The following is a 15,977-nucleotide window of genomic DNA, read 5'->3' on the forward strand; positions in this document are numbered from 1 at the left end:
TTCCTTTCAACTTGAAGATGCAATATGATACTCATCATATTGCGAAGCAAAAAAAGCGCGCCCATGACGCCCGCCTCACTCGACGGCCGGTGAAAATTGTTTTAGAGCTGCAGCACAAAGTGCCTGCGACAACTTGGGATCGTCAACAGCACGCGCCACCATCGTTGTGCCGATCAAACCGCATACCAGTGCCATTGCCTGCTCATGCGCCTGGGGCTGGCCCCAATCCGGCAATTGACGTGCAAACAAGTCGATCATTTCCTTGATGTGGATGGTCGCCGCGCGCCGCACCTCCGGCGCTTGCCGCGGCATTTCCGAGCCAAGTGCCGAGACCGGACAACCGGTTTCAATGGCCGCTATATGTTCCGGGGACAAGTAGGCCTGCATCATTGCCTGCAAGGCCTGCCCAGGTGGAGCCGCAGCCGCCACGCGTGCCGCCAGCGCTACCGATTCTGCGCCAGCGCGGTCCCCTGCTTCAGCGAGCAGCGCATCGCGCGAATCGAAGTGTGCATAGAAGCCGCCGTGCGTCAGGCCCGCCTCTTTCATGATGTCCGCTACGCCGGTACCGCTGTAGCCGGTGCGGCGAATCGCGCGCGCCGCCACTTCCACGATGCGCTCGTGGGTTTCTTCTTTCCGGCTTGGCAACTGTTGCCTGGTGATTTTCTTCGACATGATGACCATCATATACCAGTTTACCGAGATGTGCACAGAGACTGGACAGGCGCCGCAGATATAATGATCGGCTTGCAGCAGAAACTACAGAACAGCGAAATGAGCGATATCGACCTGCCTTTCCGGGCCACCACCAATGAAGCTTGCGCCTGGTTGGCACAACAGACCGGCTCCGCATGGACCCTGGCCCGCTTACTCGAAAACGGGCTGACCCCGGTCGTCTGGCTGGACTACGATGCGGCATATCCCGAGCTGTTCGGCGATGCCAATGGCGGTTATGCGGCGCCGATCTTCTTCCAGGACGATATTGCCCGGCTGGTGGCCGGCAGTGACGATGTCCTGATCACGTTCACGAAAGATGCCTACAAACTGCCGGCACGACTGCCTGCGCCGGGATTTCGTCGCTCGCTCGACGAATTACGCTTCCCAAAAAAGGACCTCGAGCGGCTGGCAGGAAAGCTTAAACACGAGGCGCGCCCAGCGCAACAAACGGTCCCAGTCGCGGGCGTAAGCGAATCGCCATTCGGGATTGGCAAGACCGAAGTCCTGGCTGCGTTTTCCGGTTTCGTGCGACTGGATCTGGCGCGCGAGCTGGATGCGGCAGTGGGCATTTTCGGCGACGACGGCGCCCGCGTCAAAGCAAGCGCCCGGAAGTCGAAGCGCAACGCAGTGTGGAATCCCGTCACCCTGGCGCTGGGCCTGCACGACGTCTACCGTGTTCCGCTCGGCCCGTTAAAGCGCGCATTCAAATCGCACGACTTTCTTTACGAATGGGAAAGTGACTGGGACGAATCCCTTCGCTTGCTGGGTAAATAAGTTCCTGTACCCCGGCTCCTCCGCACGCAGGCGAAAACAAAAAGCCCCGAACTAGTCGGGGCTTTTTGCTTGAATCTGGCGGAGACGGTGGGATTCGAACCCACGATACAGGTTTTGCCCGTATGCTTCCTTAGCAGGGAAGTGCCTTCGGCCACTCGGCCACGTCTCCTCGTTGATATTACTGCGTCAACGCGACCGCTATATTAATGACCGATCCTACCTTGGTCAAGGCAATCCAGCAGTTTTTTTAGGAAATATTTACTCTTTTTCCAGTTCGAATGCTTTGTGCAGCGCACGCACGGCCAGCTCCATGTATTTCTCGTCGATCAGGACGGAAATCTTGATCTCGGAGGTGGAGATCATCATGATGTTGATGCCTTCATTGGCCAGCGTTTCGAACATCTTCGATGCCACGCCCACGTGCGAGCGCATGCCCACGCCAACGACGGAGATCTTGGACACTTTGGCGTCGCCCACCAGGGTGTGGTGGCCGATCTCGCCCTTTTCGTTGTGCAGCACGTCCAGCGCCTTCTGGTAGTCGTTGCGCGACACGGTGAAGGTGAAGTCGGTCTTGCCGTCGACAGCCTGGTTCTGGATGATCATGTCGACTTCGACATTGGCTTCAGCCACTGGGCCCAGGATGTGGTAAGCGATGCCTGGGCGGTCTGGCACGCCCAGCACGGTGATTTTGGCTTCGTCGCGGTTGAAGGCGATGCCGGAGATGACTGCTTGTTCCATGTTTTGGTCTTCCTCAAACGAAATCAGGGTGCCCGAATTGGCTTCTTCGGCCAGATCCATCAGCGGATCGGTCAGCGAGGACAGCACGCGGGTCGGTACGCGGTAGTTGCCGGCGAATTCCACCGAGCGGGTTTGCAGGACTTTGGAGCCCAGCGAAGCCAGTTCCAGCATCTCTTCAAACGTAATCGCTTTCAGGCGGCGGGCTTCGGACACCACGCGCGGGTCGGTGGTATAGACGCCGTCCACGTCGGTGTAAATCAGGCATTCGGCCGCCTTCAGCGCGGCGGCGATCGCCACGGCCGAGGTGTCGGAACCGCCGCGGCCCAGGGTGGCGATATTGTCATTCTCGTCCACGCCCTGGAAGCCGGTAATGATCACAATGCGGCCCTTCTCCAGGTCTTCGCGCACGCGATCGTCGTCGATCGACTGGATGCGGGCTTTGGTGAAGGCGGAGTCGGTTTTAATCGCTACTTGCCAGCCGGTGTAGGAAATGGCGTCCTTGCCGATCGCTTGCAGCGCCATCGACAACAGAGCCACGGACACTTGCTCGCCGGTGGAGGCAAGCATGTCGAGTTCACGTGGGTCTGGCGGGTTCTGGATTTCCTTGGCCAGGGCAATCAGGCGGTTGGTTTCGCCGGACATTGCCGACGGAACCACAACCACCTGGTGTCCCGCATCGTGCCATTTGGCGACGCGACGCGCGACGTTCTTGATGCGTTCCGTCGAGCCCATCGACGTGCCGCCGTACTTGTGAACGATTAAAGCCATGCTGATTTTTCCGCATTGATGTGATAAAGGGAGCCCTTTACTCTACATGCTGCGATGCAAAATCTCAAGTCAAAAAGTTCATACCCTCATACCTAATTGGCATAAGTTCATACGTATATACAAGTGTTAGCAAAAATTATTTGGTTTCCCAGCGAAACACCAAACGATGCTCTGCACTCGTGCTCAGTTTATGGCAATCCATGCCGACACCGGCCGCATAAAGGATATGGCCGGGGATGGATACCATGGGCAGGTGCTCGCGCTCCCAGGCAGGGATGCCCAGGCTCTGATAGTGCTGTTTGAGCGTGCGTGTGGGCCGGTTGCGGGCTGGCTTAAGCTTGCCGCCGCCTTTGCGCATCTCGATGGTGAGCAATTGCTGGCGCAGCCAGTCGGGGTCGAGGCCTAGCGGAGCGAGTTCGAAATGCAGCGTGCCGCCCAATTCCGGGAAGTCGATACTGCCCTCCCCGTTCCAGCGGAAGCTCGTTTGCTGCTCTGCGTCGGCCTCGGGCTTGCGCGGCACGAGGAAGAGACGGTCGCGGTGGCGGCGCACGTCGCAGTCGGGGTGGGTGACTTTGAGGTTGGCGTCGTCGCGCGCGGTCAGTGCTTGTTCCTGCATTTCGGCCAGCCAGTTGGACGATGGCAGGCGGATGCCGCGCTCGGCGAACCAATGGCGCAGCAGGTTGGAGATGCGGTCGGCGCTGAGCGTGCGTACGCAGGCCATGTTCAGGCTTGCGGCTGCGTCGGCGCCCTCGCCGCCGGTCAGGCAGGCGTTCAGGTCTTCGGCGGCTTGCTCGGTCAGCAGGCGCTGTGCGGATTGCGCGTGACGCGCGCTGCGGGCGAAGCGTTCCTGGTAGCCGGGATAGGCTTGCGCCAGCTTGGGCATGATCTCGTGGCGCAGGGCGTTACGGGCGTAGCGCAGGTCTACGTTCGATTCGTCTTCGATGTGGCTGAGGGCGTGCTCGCTAACATATTCTTCCAGCTGCGCGCGGCTTGCTTGCAGCAGCGGGCGGGCGAGCAGCACGTCGGCGGTGCCGAGCAGGCCGGCGGCGCGGTTCGAGGCGTCCATGCCGGACAGGCCGGCAACGCCGGAGCCGCGCAGCAGTTGCAGCAGGATAGTTTCGGCCTGGTCGTCGAGGTGGTGGGCAGTCAGGAGCAGGTGTACGTTGTGCTCGACGCATAAGGCGCCGAGGGCGGCGTAGCGGGCTTTGCGGGCGGTGGCTTCGCTGCGGTCGTCAAGCGTGACGCGACGGGAGGCGAAGGTGATGCCCAAGCGTTCGCATTCACCGCGGCAGTGGGCTTCCCAGGCGTCGGCGTTGGGGCTTAGGCCGTGGTGGATGTGGAAGGCGTAGAGTTTGCGGCCTGTTTCGGCGGCGAGGTGCAGCAAGGCGGTGCTGTCCAGGCCTCCGCTGTAGGCGATGGCGATGGGGCCTTGGGGGAGCTGGGAAAGCGAGTGCTGGAGGATTTCTTGGGCGCGCATGATCTGAAACCGGTAAACCAGGGTCCGACCCACAGGGTCAGACCCTAGTCTGCGGCAGCCGCGTGAGGGGGGTGCCTGACCCTGCGGGTCAGGCACCGGGGTACCGGTTTTATTCGGAAGCAGTGGTCTCTTTGAACTTACCGTAGCTCATCAGCTTTTCGTGACGGGCTGCCAGCAGGTCCTTGGTCTTTACGCCTTGGAACTGGCGCAGGGAATCCGCCAGTGCGCGCTTCAGCATCTTGGCCATTTCCTTAGGATCGCGGTGTGCGCCGCCCAGTGGTTCGTTGATGATCTTGTCGACCAGGCCAATCGCCTTCAGGCGGTGCGCGGTCAGACCCAGTGCTTCAGCCGCATCGGATGCGCGCTCGGAAGTCTTCCACAGGATCGAGGCACAGCCTTCCGGCGAAATCACCGAGTATGTCGCGTACTGCAGCATCAGCACGGAATCGCCCACGGCAATCGCCAGCGCGCCGCCGGAGCCGCCTTCGCCGATGATGGTGGCGATCAGCGGCACTTTCAGTTCCGCCATCACGTACAGGTTGTGGCCGATCGCTTCCGACTGGCCGCGCTCTTCCGCGTCGATGCCTGGGAATGCGCCCGGGGTGTCAACGAAGGTGAAGATAGGCAGGTTGAATTTCTCGGCCAGCTTCATCAGGCGCATGGCCTTGCGATAGCCTTCCGGCTTCGGCATGCCGAAGTTGCGCATGGCGCGTTCTTTGGTGTCGCGGCCCTTCTGGTGGCCAATGATCATGCATGGCTGGCCATTGAAACGGGCGAAACCGCCAACGATGGACTGGTCGTCCGCATAAGTGCGGTCGCCGTGCAGTTCGTGGAAGTCGGTGAAGATTTCGTTCACGTAGTCCATGGTGTATGGACGTTGTGGGTGGCGGGCGATCTGGGAAACCTGCCAAGGGGTCAGCTTGGCGTAAATATCTTTGGTCAGCTGTTGGCTCTTCTTGGCCAGGCGGTCGATTTCTTCGGAAATGTCGACGGCCGAATCGTCTTGTACGAAACGCAGCTCTTCAATCTTGGAATCCAGTTCCGCGATCGGTTGCTCAAAATTGAGGAAAGTCGTTTTAATCATTGTACCTCCAAGGTTTTCTTTGCTTCTCCGACAACATTACATAACGGTTGCCGGGGAGAATTTGCGCTATTTTACCGGAACCGGATCCAGGCTACGCCATAAATACCAGGTGGCGACCGTCCGGAAGGGTTCCCAGTTGGCCGAAACCTCGCGCGCATCGCTGCGCGACACAGGTTCGCCGGAAAAATAATTCTGGCTGATTCCACTGATCAGCCGGCTGTCGTCGAGCGGCAGCACGTTGGGTCGGAGCAGATTAAATATCAAAAACATCTCTGCTGTCCAGCGTGTAATGCCGCGAATCTGAACCAGTTCAGAAATGACTGCTTCGTCGTCCATCTGCTCCCATTGAGAAGCGTGGACTTTCTTATTTTTGAAGTGGTCGGCCAAATCCAGGATGTATTCGGCCTTGCGTTTGGACAGGCCGCAGCCCGCCAACGCGGCCGCGCCGGCTTTTTGCACGGCGGCCGGGGTGAATTTGGGACAGGTCTCCAGCAGCTTGGTCCATGCCGAATTGGCGACCTGGGTCGTGACTTGCTGGTTGACGATGGCGCGCGCCAGGGTGATGAACGGGTCGTCATGGCCGACCAGGTGCAGGTCGCCGAATTGGGGAATCAGGCGGTTCATGATGCGGTCGCGCTTCATGAGCTCTGCCTTGGCTTCGTCCCAATACGGCGGCACCGGGGCCACTTCCCCGTTTTCCCTGGATAGAACCATTACGCGCGGCGCCAGTTCGTGGTGCCGTCAGGCTTGTCTTCGAGGACGATGCCCGCTGTCAGCAGGTCGGCGCGGACCTTGTCGGCGGTGGCGAAATCGCGCGATTTCTTGGCTGCTGCACGGGTGGCGATGGCGGTTTCGATTGCCGCTTCGTCCATGCCCTCGCCTGCAGCGCCTTGCGGAGCGGCTTTGCGGTATTCCTCCGGGCTGCGTTCCAGCAGGCCAAGAACTGCGGCCAGGCCTTTCAGCTGGCGCACGGCGACTGGCGACTTGGTCTTGTTAACTTCCGAGGCCAGGTCGAACAGGACCGACACCGCGATCGGGGTGTTGAAGTCGTCGTCCATCGCTTCAGCGAAGCGCTTGGCGTTGTCTTCGTTCCAGTCCAGCGGCTGGCCGTCGCCTTCCACGCCGTCCAGCGCGGTGTACAGGCGGTTCAGCGCGCCGCGCGCGTCGTCCAGGTGCACGTCCGAGTAATTCAGCGGGCTGCGGTAGTGGGCGCGCAGGATGAAGAAGCGCACCACTTCGGCGTCGAACATTTTCAGCACTTCACGGATGGTGAAGAAATTGCCCAGCGATTTGGACATCTTCTCGCCGTCCACGCGCACAAAGCCGTTGTGCACCCAGTAGTTGGCCAGTGTCTTGCCGGAAGCGCCTTCAGACTGCGCAATCTCGTTTTCGTGGTGCGGGAATTGCAGGTCCGCGCCGCCGCCGTGGATGTCGAAGGTTTCGCCCAGCAGCGCGCAGGACATGGCGGAGCATTCGATGTGCCAGCCCGGGCGGCCCTTGCCCCACTTGGAATCCCACTTCACTTCTTCCGGTTCGGATTCCTTGGCCGACTTCCACAGGACGAAGTCCAGCGGATCACGCTTGCCGGTGTTCACGTCCACACGCTCGCCGGCGCGCAGGTCGTCCAGCGACTTGCCCGACAGCTTGCCGTAGCCTTCGAACTGGCGCACAGCGTAGTTAACGTCGCCGTCGGCGGCCTTGTATGCCAGGTCCTTGGCTTCCAGCTTCTCAATAATGCCCAGCATTTGCGGCACGTACTGGGTCGCTTTCGGCACGTCGGTCGGATTCTGGATGCCCAGCGCCTCGCAGTCTTCATCCATATATTTGATGAAGCGGCCTGTCAGCTCGCCAATCGTTTCCTTGTTCTCGACCGCGCGCTTGATGATCTTGTCGTCGATGTCCGTAATATTGCGCGCGTAGCGCACGTCGTAGCCCGATGCCTTCAGCCAGCGATAGATGACGTCGAACGCCATCAGCATGCGGCCGTGGCCCACGTGGCAGTAGTCGTATACGGTCATGCCACAGACATACATCCGGACCTTACCCGCCTCAATTGGTTTGAACGACTGCTTTTCGCGCGCCAGCGTGTTGTAAATCTTTAAATTGCTCATCGGACTAGAAGTAAACGGGCCACGGGCGCGAAACACCTGGGGTGTCGCACCGGAAGCTCGACATAGTTACAGGGGAATTGTCTACCCTTTGTTATAGTTCTATTTTGTTAGAATGGAACGTCTGCCGAAGTATAGCACTGAAAAAAAGGAAACCAGAATGCAGAAGAAATGGATCGCCCTGCTCGCCGGCCTGCTGATCGCCGGAGCCGCGGCAGCCGCCGAGAACCCTCAAGTATCGATCAAGACCAACCTGGGCGAGATCATCGTAGAACTGAATCAGGAAAAAGCGCCGATTTCCACCGCCAACTTCCTGGCCTATGTAAAGAGCGATTTTTATAAGGACACGATTTTTCACCGCGTGATCAATGGCTTCATGGTGCAGGGCGGCGGCTATACGGTCGACCTGAAATCCAAGCAGGGCCTGCGCCCGACCATCAAGAGCGAGGAAAAGAACGGCCTGTCCAACGTGGCCTACTCCCTCTCCATGGCGCGTATGGACAATCCGGATTCCGCCCAGTCGCAATGGTTTATCAACGTGGTAGACAATAACGGCCTCGATTTCCCGAATGCCAAGGGCCATGGCTACACCGTTTTCGGTAAGGTCATCCAGGGCAAGGAAACCGTCGACAAGATCAAGGCGCTGCTGGTGGACGACAAGCCAGGCTTCCAGAACGTCCCAGTTCACCCGGTTGTGATCAAATCGGCCACGGTACTGAAGAAACGAATCATCGTGCCCGAACCTGTCGCCCCGGCCCCAGTGGTGGAACCTGCGCCAGCCGCCCAACCAGCCCCGGTACAGGAGCCCGCCCCTGCCCAGCAGCCGGAACCTGTAAAATAACGCTTTTTTAGAAACACAAAAGGACAACAAGATGACCACCATCACCATCACCACCAACAAAGGCACCATCGTTGCCGAGCTGGACGCAGAGAAGGCGCCTAAGACCGTCGAGAACTTCCTGCACTACGTGACCGCTGGCCACTACGACAACACCATCTTCCACCGCGTGATCGATGGTTTCATGATCCAGGGCGGCGGTTTTGAGCCAGGCATGAAGCAGAAACCAGCCGAGCAGACCGTGGAAAACGAAGCCAAGAACGGCCTGAAAAACGAGCCATACACCCTGGCCATGGCACGTACCTCCGCTCCTCACTCCGCATCGGCCCAGTTCTTCATCAACGTGAAGAACAACTCCTTCCTGGACTACCCAGGCCAGGACGGCTGGGGCTACGCCGTATTCGGCAAAGTCACCCAGGGCACCGAAGTCGTTGACGCGATCAAGGGCGTGAAAACCACCCGTTCCGGCATGTTCTCCGACGTGCCTGCGGAAGACGTCATCATCGAAAAGATCGTAGCGGCCTAAATTGATCCTCTTCGTATCAGACCTGCATTTGCAACCGGCGCGGCCGGTGCTGACGGAAGCGTTCCTGCGCTTCCTCGACGAATATGCGCTGGGTGCAAAGCAGCTCTACCTGCTGGGCGATATCTTTGAATATTGGTTGGGCGACGACGCCATGTCGGAACCCTTCAACCAGCAGATCCTGTCCGCCCTGCGCCGCGTAAGCGACGCGGGCGTGCAGTTGTTCTGGATCGCGGGCAACCGCGATTTCCTGGTCGGCGAACAATTCGCCGCCGCAGCGGGCCTGACCCTGCTGCCGGAAACCTGGGTGATCGACGCCTACGGCCAGCGCATCGTGCTGCTGCATGGCGATGCCCAATGTACGAACGATGTCAAATACATGGCCTTCCGCGCGCAAGCGCGCAATCCTGCGTGGCAGCAGCAACTCCTGTCCCTGCCGCTGGAGCAGCGCAAGCAAATCGCTGCGGGCATGCGCGAGCAGAGCAAGGCCGGCCACGCCGAGAAGTCCTACGAAATCATGGATGTGACGCCAGAGGCGATTGCCGAAGTGTTCACGCAAACCGGCACGTCGATCATGATCCACGGCCACACACATCGCCCTGCCCTGCATGAAGTAGCCGGCACCCGCCGCTACGTGCTGCCGGACTGGGAGCCGGAATCCACGCCCGCACGCGGCGGCTGGATCTCCATCGGCGAAGACGGCGCAATCGTCCGCCACGCGCTTGACGGCACGATGCTCTAAAAGAGCTTCCACCATGGCTTCTTCACGGGCGTGAAGGCCATGAGTGGGATTGAATCCGGGTTCAGCATTTCCCCGTCAATGTAGCCTTCGATCTGGTAGCCGAATAATTCATCCAATCCAGCGTCTCCCATTTCCAGCGGATGGAATGGCAGCGGATATTCGTCCTCCGGCTCACCCGCAGGATGCTCGCCGGCCCAGAATGGCGCCTCAAACGCGCGCCTCTCACCAATATCCTCAAGCACGCCATCAGGCGACACGCTCAGTGAGCGCAGCCACTGCCCATCCTTCCAGACTGCGTAGGCAAACCAGTCGACAACGCTGTGCATCAAGTGAATATAGATGGTGCGTCCCTGCGCCAGATCCAGAAAGCGCTTGTTGGTCCGTGTTGGATAATCCATCGCAAGCTCGCCAGCCGCAATGATCGTCAGCCCAGGAAAAACACCGACCAACACTTTCCTCCCACGCGGGTAGACCGTCAAGCTCTCGTCCTCCCCCGCCTCAAATTGCCTGGCCGGGAAGAGCCGCTTCAATAACGCCGCACTCGCCTCACGATCCAGCTTCGGCCCCGAACGCAGGATTTCAGCAGGATCGCCTTCCGCATACATCAACAAACAGGTCTTTGCACCCATATCGATTCATCGTTGCCATAAAGACATGATGTTAGCACTTCAAGGCGCAATTAAATCAAGCGTCCACGTCTCATTGACCATGTCTTTGCCAAATGCGTGGACTGGCTCGGTGGCCACCAGGGCGTAGCCTTTGCCCTGGTAGATCTTGCGCGCTTCGGTTTGCAGATTCGTGGTCCACAGCTGCATCTTGCGGTAGCCCGCCGCACGGGCGAAGCGATGGCATTCCTCGACCAGGCTGGAGCCAAGGCCGTAGCCTCGCGCTCCGTTTTCCACCAACAAGAGGCGGAGCTTGGCGACGCCATCTTCTCCACTTTTCGCGACTGCGATCGAACCAACGCGTTCGCCGCCAATCTCGGCGATCCAGCATCGCTCCATCGCGGGGTCGAAGTCACGCTCGAAATCGGCGCAAATTTGCGCAACCAATTCCTCGAAGCTTCGATCCCAGCCCAATTGTCCGCAATAGAAATCGCCGTGGCGGCGCGTAATCCACGCCATGTCGCCTTTTCCGTGCGTTCGCAAAACGAAGGGCTGCGCAAACTTCATCCCGGCCTGTTTGCCTATCAGCTCACGAATCGTCGCCATCGCGTCGAGCAAGCGCAGTTGGTCCGCTTCACCAAGACGCGAGAGCATTTCACCCACCTCTTCGCGCGAAGAACGGTCGAGCGGTTCGTACACTTCGCGCCCGTGCTCTGTCAGTTGCAGGCTTTTGGATCGGCCGTCGGTGGCGGACGGCACCTTCCTTAACAGCCCGTCCTGCTCGAATTTGGAGACGATGCGGCTAAGGTAGCCGCGGTCGAGCCCAAGATCCCGGCACAAAGCGCTCGAGGCTTGCTCTCCATGATGGGCCAGTTCGTAAAGCACGCGCGTCTCGGTCAACGTAAAAGCGCTATGCAGCAAGCCTTCGCGCAGCACGCCAATCTGGCGCGTGAAGAAGCGATTGAACGAGCGAACCGCGGCGATGCGGTCATTCAGGAATGGAGTATTCATGCGTCCAGTCTAGGATCATTTGCTGACTGAGTCGACAATCTAAAGCTTGACTCTTTTGCGACATTTGTCACATACTCTCACCATTCGTCACAAGACCGTTTTCCGCCATGACCATTCCATCGACTCCTGAACTCTGCGTATTGAAAGCACTCTGGCGCCTGTCGCCTTTAAGCGCGCGCGAAATCCATGAGGCGGTGGAGGAGGAACTGGCGTGGTCGTTTTCTTCGACACGCAAGACCGTCGAGCGGATGATGGAAAAGCAGATGGTGGCGCAGCACGTGCGTCACGGCGTGCAGGTGTATGAGGCGCTGCTCGACAAAGTTGAAACCCTGGCCGCTTACGCGCACGATTTCGGCACCCGCATCATGGAACTCGATACGCCGCTGCCGGTAAATATGTTCGCTGGCAGTAAGCTGGTCGATGCCAGCGAGCTCGCGCAGCTGGAACAGATGCTGTCCGATTGGCCCGATGAGGACGAAGCAAAATGAACGACTTCGATCTGTTGTTGATGCGTTTCCTGCTCGCGAGCCTGGGCTGTTGTGCGGCTGGCTTTAGCGTGTGGGCCTTGAGCGCCCTGTTGCGATGCTTCCTGCCTGCGCTGGCGGCACAGCGCTCGCTTTGGCTCTTCGGCCAGCTCACCGTGCTGGCGACGTTCACGCTGATGCTGCTGCCGCACAGCGAGCGTGTGCGCCTGATTCCACCGCTTGAAGCTGCAACCGAGACCGTTACGCATTACATCGCGCCGCCCAAGGCGCCTGCACTACCCATCACCACGGCCGATGAAGCCCGCAAGGCAGACAATTTACGCAGCACTCGCGAATGGCAGCTGCATGGCGCCCAATTGTGGCTATGCGTGTACCTGGCAGGCCTTGCATGGTCGGTCGCCAGCGTTTGGCGCGCGCAGCGCATGCTGAACCGACTGGCGCAAACCGGCGCGGCGGGCGATTCGGCACGCGGCGGGCCTGCCGCCGTCATCGAAGTCGACGCGCCGATCTCCCCGATGCTGCTTGGCCTGTTCCGCCCTCGCCTGCTGCTGCCGCGCCACCTGGGCGGCTTCGACAAGCTGCAGCGAGAAATGATCGTCGAACACGAGCTGACCCACCTGCGCCGCCACGACCTGCAATGGATGGCCGCCGGCATGCTGCTGCAAACGCTGTTGTGGTTCAACCCCTTCATGCGCCTGCTGCGCGCGAATCTGAGCTGGGCGCAGGAACTTGGCTGCGACCGCGACGTCCTGCGCGGCCGCCCCGCATCGCAGCGCAAGGCCTACGCCGCAGCCCTCATCGCGCAACTCAAGCTGCAACACCTTGCACCACAAGGCGCGCTGGCTTTCGGCAGCATCGATCCGAACACGCTGACCGAGCGCGTATCCCTGATCCGTACACCTGGCGACGTGCGCCGCGCCATGTGGGCGCGCGCTGCAACCGTCGCCGCGCTGGCGGCCATTGCGGTCGGAAATTTCGCGCTGCAGCCCGCGCTGGCGTGGAGCGTCTCGCCATCCGCCCAATCAAAGGCCGCATTGAACTGTACCGAATTCGTCGATGCCGCCACCGGCAAGGCGCTGATCCGCGAAGGCGATTGCGCCGCACGCATTACGCCCGTCTCGACCTTCAACATCGCCGTCAGCCTGATGGGCTTCGACAGTGGCTTCCTGAGGGACCAGCACGCCCCTGTGCTGCCTTACCGCGCCGAGTACAAGGCATGGAACAAGGCGTGGCGCCGCGACATGGACCCAAGCCAGTGGATCAGCTATTCAGCCGTCTGGTACGCCCAGCAGGTCACGCAACACATCGGCCGCGAGCAATTCGAACGCTACGTGCAGGGCTTCGGATACGGCAACCACGACACCAGCGGCGACAAGAGCAAGGAAAACGGGCTGACATGGTCCTGGGTCGGATCCTCGATGCAGATCTCGGCCGACGAGCAGGCCGACTTCCTGCGCAAGCTGGTGCGGCAAGAGCTGCCAGTGTCAAAATACGCTCACGAGCAAACCGCGAATCTGCTGAAAATAAAAGACCTGCCGAACGGCTGGAAAGTCTTCGGCAAGACTGGTACCGGCGCACCAGTTGGCCCGGACGGCAAGGACGACTACTCCCGCTCTTACGGCTGGTTCGTAGGCTGGGCCAGCAACGGCGACCGCACCATCGTGTTCGCCCGACTGGCGCAGGACGAGCGACTAATTGAAGGCGCAGCAGGTCCGCGCCTCAAGGAAGCCTTTCTGCGCGACCTCCCCGCGCAGCTCGCAAAACTCTAACCGAGGACAAAAATGAAACGCACAATCTTCTCCCTGCTTGCAGGGCTGGGCCTCGCTTTGCCCGCATATTCCGCAGAACACTGCCTGGCGATGGCCGATGCCGCCACCGGCAAGTGGCTGGTGCACGAAGGCGTGTGCGACAAGCGCTTGCCGCCGATGTCCACCTTCAAGCTGCCGATCGCCCTGATGGGTTACGACGCCGGCCTCCTGCAAGACGAGCATGCGCCCGTGCTGCCCTTCAAAGAAGGCTACGTGGACTGGCGCCCGCAATGGCGCCAGTCCCACGATCCAAGCTCGTGGATGAAAGAGTCCGTCGTCTGGTACTCGCAGCAAATCACCCTGCAAATGGGCGCGAAGCGCTTCGCCAGCTACACCAAGCGCTTCGATTACGGCAACGCGGACGTGAGCGGCGACAAAGGCAAACAAAACGGCCTGACCGCCTCCTGGCTCAATTCCTCATTGCGCATTTCGCCCGACGAACAAATCGGCTTCCTGCGCCGCGTGCTCAATCGCGAACTTGGCGTGACACCAAAGGCCTATGACATGTCCGCCGCCCTGCTTCGCCGCCCGGAAACAGTCGGCGGCTGGCAGGTCTACGGCAAAACCGGCAGCGGCAAGAACGTCGGCTGGTACATCGGCTGGCTGGAACGCGACGGCAAGCGCATCGTCTTCGCACAAGCCGGTGGCGCGAGCGGCATGGACGAACGCGATAACTTTTTGACACGCTTGCCGCAGCTCTCACTCTAAGCCGTTGCAAAGGGTCTCCTTCTCGCTTGATCTAAATCAAAAAAATCAAACATGCCTTGAGATTACGCAGTTCTTTCCAAATTTTTGACCTGCGTCAATTCAATAACATGCATGTGAAACATATGATTTAGCTGTCAAACGGCGCAATCCCGTGCCGGACAAACCTGTGAGAAGAAAATGAAACCGACCCTGATGTCCAAAGCCATCGCTGCACTGGTGATCGGCGCCGCAACCCTGGCGCCAGCTTATGCCCAGCATGGCCAGCATGGCGGCAGCACAGCCGTCCAATATCGTCCTGACGTGACCTTTACCCTGCACACCGATATCGCGGACGGTAAGCTGGTCTTCATCAGCGACGCCGGCGAATCCAAGGGCAAGGCTAACCCCACCCTTCGCGTGCCGGAAGGTGCTGTGGTGCAGATCAACCTGGTCAACGGCGACGGCGCAACCCACGATATCTCGGTGCCCGACTTCAAGGTCAAGTCGAACCAACTGAAGGACAAAGGCGCATCGACCGCCATCGTCTTCAAAGCTGACAAAAAAGGCGAATTCACCTACATCTGCTCCCTGCCAGGCCACGTGGCAGCGGGCATGATCGGCAAGATCATCGTTGGCGACGGCCCGGCAAAAGTCGCGCCACAAGGCGCCGACGTATCGCGCAGCCCACTGGAAGTAGGCGTCCCGGTCGGCAAGCGCGGCCCGCAAACCGTGAACGTCAAGCTGGACACCACTGAAGTGCTCGGCCAGATGATGGACGGCACCACCTACAAATACTGGACCTTCAACAGCAAAGTGCCAGGCCCGTTCATCCGCGTCCGCGTGGGCGACACCGTAAACGTGGACATGTCCAACGCCAAGGACAGCCACATGATCCACTCCGTCGACTTCCACGCCGTGACCGGCCCTGGCGGCGGTGCAGCTGTGACCCAGGCGGCTCCAGGCAGCACCAAGAGCTTCACCTTCAAGGCCCTGAATCCAGGCCTGTACGTGTACCACTGCGCGACCCCGATGGTGGCGCAGCACATCTCCAACGGCATGTACGGCATGATCCTGGTCGAACCGGAAGGCGGCCTGCCGAAAGTGGACCGTGAGTTCTACGTGATGCAGGGCGAGCTGTACACCGCGACCAAGCATGGCACCCCGGGCGAAGCTGAATTCTCGCTCGAGAAACTGCTGGCCGAACAACCGGAACACCTGATGTTCAACGGTACCCACGATGCGCTGACCAAGACCCACCGCATGGAAGCCAAGGTCGGCGAAACCGTGCGTATCTTCTTCGGTGTAGGCGGTCCTAACGCGACCTCCAGCTTCCACGTGATCGGCGAAGTGTTCGACCGCGTCTACAGCATGGGCGACCTGACCTCGCCACCGCTGCAGAACGTGCAGACCACTACCGTGGCTCCGGGCGGCGCAACGATGGTCGAATTCAAGACTGAAGTGCCGGGCCGCTTCATCCTGGTTGACCACGCACTGTCGCGGATGGAGAAAGGCTTGGTCGGCTTCCTCTACGTGACCGGCAAGGAAAATCCGGAGGTGTTCCGGACCAGCAGCAAGCCTGACGGCGATTCGGGCCACTAAGCAGGATTAGCCCCGA

16 protein-coding genes, 1 tRNA gene and 1 pseudogene are annotated in these 15,977 nt (G+C 60.0%); 9 read left to right on the plus strand and 9 right to left on the minus strand.

The window, feature by feature from the left end:
* Nucleotides 1-75: 75 nt before the first annotated feature.
* On the minus strand, nucleotides 76-684 hold the full coding sequence (locus AC1RTP_RS16925; protein ID WP_498608808.1) for a TetR/AcrR family transcriptional regulator: 609 nt from the start codon (nucleotides 682-684) through the stop codon (nucleotides 76-78).
* A 51-nt stretch (nucleotides 685-735) separates the two neighbouring features.
* Between AC1RTP_RS16925 and AC1RTP_RS16930 the strand changes: the two genes are divergently transcribed.
* Complete coding sequence (locus tag AC1RTP_RS16930) at nucleotides 736-1,488, plus strand: hypothetical protein (protein WP_498608809.1); 753 nt, start codon at nucleotides 736-738, stop codon at nucleotides 1,486-1,488.
* Between the two features lie 76 nt (nucleotides 1,489-1,564).
* On the opposite strand, the gene AC1RTP_RS16935 is transcribed toward AC1RTP_RS16930, so the two are convergent.
* The 6 genes from AC1RTP_RS16935 to cysS all read right to left on the minus strand — a co-directional run bounded on the left by AC1RTP_RS16935 (nucleotide 1,565) and on the right by cysS (nucleotide 7,666).
* Nucleotides 1,565-1,657: transfer RNA gene (locus tag AC1RTP_RS16935), tRNA-Ser, on the minus strand.
* An 89-nt stretch (nucleotides 1,658-1,746) separates the two neighbouring features.
* Entirely contained in the window at nucleotides 1,747-2,994 is a 1,248-nt protein-coding gene (locus AC1RTP_RS16940) for an aspartate kinase (RefSeq protein WP_498608811.1), read from the minus strand.
* 136 nt (nucleotides 2,995-3,130) lie between these two features.
* Nucleotides 3,131-4,471, minus strand: coding sequence for a tRNA lysidine(34) synthetase TilS (gene tilS / locus AC1RTP_RS16945; protein ID WP_498608812.1), 1,341 nt, complete (start codon nucleotides 4,469-4,471; stop codon nucleotides 3,131-3,133).
* A 109-nt stretch (nucleotides 4,472-4,580) separates the two neighbouring features.
* Nucleotides 4,581-5,555: an acetyl-CoA carboxylase carboxyltransferase subunit alpha gene (locus tag AC1RTP_RS16950; RefSeq protein WP_498608814.1), complete on the minus strand. Its 975-nt coding sequence runs from the start codon at nucleotides 5,553-5,555 to the stop codon at nucleotides 4,581-4,583.
* Nucleotides 5,556-5,621: 66 nt separating this feature from the next.
* Nucleotides 5,622-6,197, minus strand: a complete 576-nt coding sequence (locus tag AC1RTP_RS16955) for a DNA-3-methyladenine glycosylase family protein (RefSeq protein ID WP_498608816.1) — start codon at nucleotides 6,195-6,197, stop codon at nucleotides 5,622-5,624.
* Nucleotides 6,198-6,268: 71 nt separating this feature from the next.
* The gene (gene cysS, locus AC1RTP_RS16960) at nucleotides 6,269-7,666 is read right to left on the minus strand and encodes a cysteine--tRNA ligase (RefSeq protein ID WP_498608817.1); all 1,398 of its coding nucleotides are present in this window, start codon (nucleotides 7,664-7,666) and stop codon (nucleotides 6,269-6,271) included.
* 157 nt (nucleotides 7,667-7,823) lie between these two features.
* Between cysS and AC1RTP_RS16965 the strand changes: the two genes are divergently transcribed.
* The 3 genes from AC1RTP_RS16965 to AC1RTP_RS16975 are packed head-to-tail and all read left to right on the plus strand — an operon-like array spanning nucleotide 7,824 to nucleotide 9,766.
* Nucleotides 7,824-8,504 (plus strand): peptidylprolyl isomerase, encoded by a 681-nt coding sequence (locus AC1RTP_RS16965; RefSeq protein ID WP_498608819.1) that lies wholly within the window; start codon nucleotides 7,824-7,826, stop codon nucleotides 8,502-8,504.
* A gap of 31 nt (nucleotides 8,505-8,535) precedes the next feature.
* Nucleotides 8,536-9,027: a peptidylprolyl isomerase gene (locus AC1RTP_RS16970; protein WP_498608820.1), complete on the plus strand. Its 492-nt coding sequence runs from the start codon at nucleotides 8,536-8,538 to the stop codon at nucleotides 9,025-9,027.
* A gap of 1 nt (nucleotide 9,028) precedes the next feature.
* Entirely contained in the window at nucleotides 9,029-9,766 is a 738-nt protein-coding gene (locus AC1RTP_RS16975) for a UDP-2,3-diacylglucosamine diphosphatase (RefSeq protein ID WP_498608822.1), read from the plus strand.
* On the opposite strand, the gene AC1RTP_RS16980 is transcribed toward AC1RTP_RS16975, so the two are convergent.
* A complete protein-coding gene (locus AC1RTP_RS16980; protein ID WP_498608824.1) occupies nucleotides 9,763-10,395 on the minus strand; it encodes a DUF6928 family protein in 633 nt (210 codons plus the stop codon). The two genes, AC1RTP_RS16975 and AC1RTP_RS16980, sit on opposite strands and share 4 nt — an antisense overlap.
* A 39-nt stretch (nucleotides 10,396-10,434) precedes the next feature.
* Nucleotides 10,435-11,382 (minus strand): bifunctional helix-turn-helix transcriptional regulator/GNAT family N-acetyltransferase, encoded by a 948-nt coding sequence (locus AC1RTP_RS16985; protein WP_498608826.1) that lies wholly within the window; start codon nucleotides 11,380-11,382, stop codon nucleotides 10,435-10,437.
* 107 nt (nucleotides 11,383-11,489) lie between these two features.
* Here AC1RTP_RS16985 and AC1RTP_RS16990 point away from each other — a divergent pair, with 107 nt between their 5' ends.
* The 5 genes and pseudogenes from AC1RTP_RS16990 to nirK all read left to right on the plus strand — a co-directional run bounded on the left by AC1RTP_RS16990 (nucleotide 11,490) and on the right by nirK (nucleotide 15,961).
* Complete coding sequence (locus AC1RTP_RS16990) at nucleotides 11,490-11,870, plus strand: BlaI/MecI/CopY family transcriptional regulator (protein WP_498608828.1); 381 nt, start codon at nucleotides 11,490-11,492, stop codon at nucleotides 11,868-11,870.
* 20 nt (nucleotides 11,871-11,890) lie between these two features.
* Nucleotides 11,891-12,748: pseudogene (locus tag AC1RTP_RS16995) on the plus strand (M56 family metallopeptidase); the annotation flags it as partial.
* A 39-nt stretch (nucleotides 12,749-12,787) separates the two neighbouring features.
* The gene (gene blaOXA / locus AC1RTP_RS17000) at nucleotides 12,788-13,636 is read left to right on the plus strand and encodes a class D beta-lactamase (protein ID WP_498609090.1); all 849 of its coding nucleotides are present in this window, start codon (nucleotides 12,788-12,790) and stop codon (nucleotides 13,634-13,636) included.
* Between the two features lie 12 nt (nucleotides 13,637-13,648).
* Complete coding sequence (gene blaOXA / locus AC1RTP_RS17005) at nucleotides 13,649-14,383, plus strand: class D beta-lactamase (RefSeq protein WP_498608830.1); 735 nt, start codon at nucleotides 13,649-13,651, stop codon at nucleotides 14,381-14,383.
* Nucleotides 14,384-14,560: 177 nt separating this feature from the next.
* The gene (gene nirK, locus AC1RTP_RS17010; protein WP_498608831.1) at nucleotides 14,561-15,961 is read left to right on the plus strand and encodes a copper-containing nitrite reductase; all 1,401 of its coding nucleotides are present in this window, start codon (nucleotides 14,561-14,563) and stop codon (nucleotides 15,959-15,961) included.
* The last annotated feature ends 16 nt before the right edge of the window (nucleotides 15,962-15,977 follow it).

The sequence above is a fragment of the Pseudoduganella sp. GW821-FHT11H04 genome (assembly GCF_058807935.1).

Bases quoted from the DNA above. Each gene is read 5' to 3' on its own strand.
- AC1RTP_RS16925 (WP_498608808.1), bottom strand. From the start codon at position 684: ATGATGGTCATCATGTCGAAGAAAATCACCAGGCAACAGTTGCCAAGC.
- AC1RTP_RS16930 (WP_498608809.1), top strand. From the start codon at position 736: ATGATCGGCTTGCAGCAGAAACTACAGAACAGCGAAATGAGCGATATC.
- AC1RTP_RS16940 (WP_498608811.1), bottom strand. From the start codon at position 2,994: ATGGCTTTAATCGTTCACAAGTACGGCGGCACGTCGATGGGCTCGACG.
- tilS (WP_498608812.1), bottom strand. From the start codon at position 4,471: ATGCGCGCCCAAGAAATCCTCCAGCACTCGCTTTCCCAGCTCCCCCAA.
- AC1RTP_RS16950 (WP_498608814.1), bottom strand. From the start codon at position 5,555: ATGATTAAAACGACTTTCCTCAATTTTGAGCAACCGATCGCGGAACTG.
- AC1RTP_RS16955 (WP_498608816.1), bottom strand. From the start codon at position 6,197: ATGAAGCGCGACCGCATCATGAACCGCCTGATTCCCCAATTCGGCGAC.
- cysS (WP_498608817.1), bottom strand. From the start codon at position 7,666: ATGAGCAATTTAAAGATTTACAACACGCTGGCGCGCGAAAAGCAGTCG.
- AC1RTP_RS16965 (WP_498608819.1), top strand. From the start codon at position 7,824: ATGCAGAAGAAATGGATCGCCCTGCTCGCCGGCCTGCTGATCGCCGGA.
- AC1RTP_RS16970 (WP_498608820.1), top strand. From the start codon at position 8,536: ATGACCACCATCACCATCACCACCAACAAAGGCACCATCGTTGCCGAG.
- AC1RTP_RS16980 (WP_498608824.1), bottom strand. From the start codon at position 10,395: ATGGGTGCAAAGACCTGTTTGTTGATGTATGCGGAAGGCGATCCTGCT.
- AC1RTP_RS16985 (WP_498608826.1), bottom strand. From the start codon at position 11,382: ATGAATACTCCATTCCTGAATGACCGCATCGCCGCGGTTCGCTCGTTC.
- AC1RTP_RS16990 (WP_498608828.1), top strand. From the start codon at position 11,490: ATGACCATTCCATCGACTCCTGAACTCTGCGTATTGAAAGCACTCTGG.
- blaOXA (WP_498609090.1), top strand. From the start codon at position 12,788: ATGTGGGCGCGCGCTGCAACCGTCGCCGCGCTGGCGGCCATTGCGGTC.
- blaOXA (WP_498608830.1), top strand. From the start codon at position 13,649: ATGAAACGCACAATCTTCTCCCTGCTTGCAGGGCTGGGCCTCGCTTTG.
- nirK (WP_498608831.1), top strand. From the start codon at position 14,561: ATGAAACCGACCCTGATGTCCAAAGCCATCGCTGCACTGGTGATCGGC.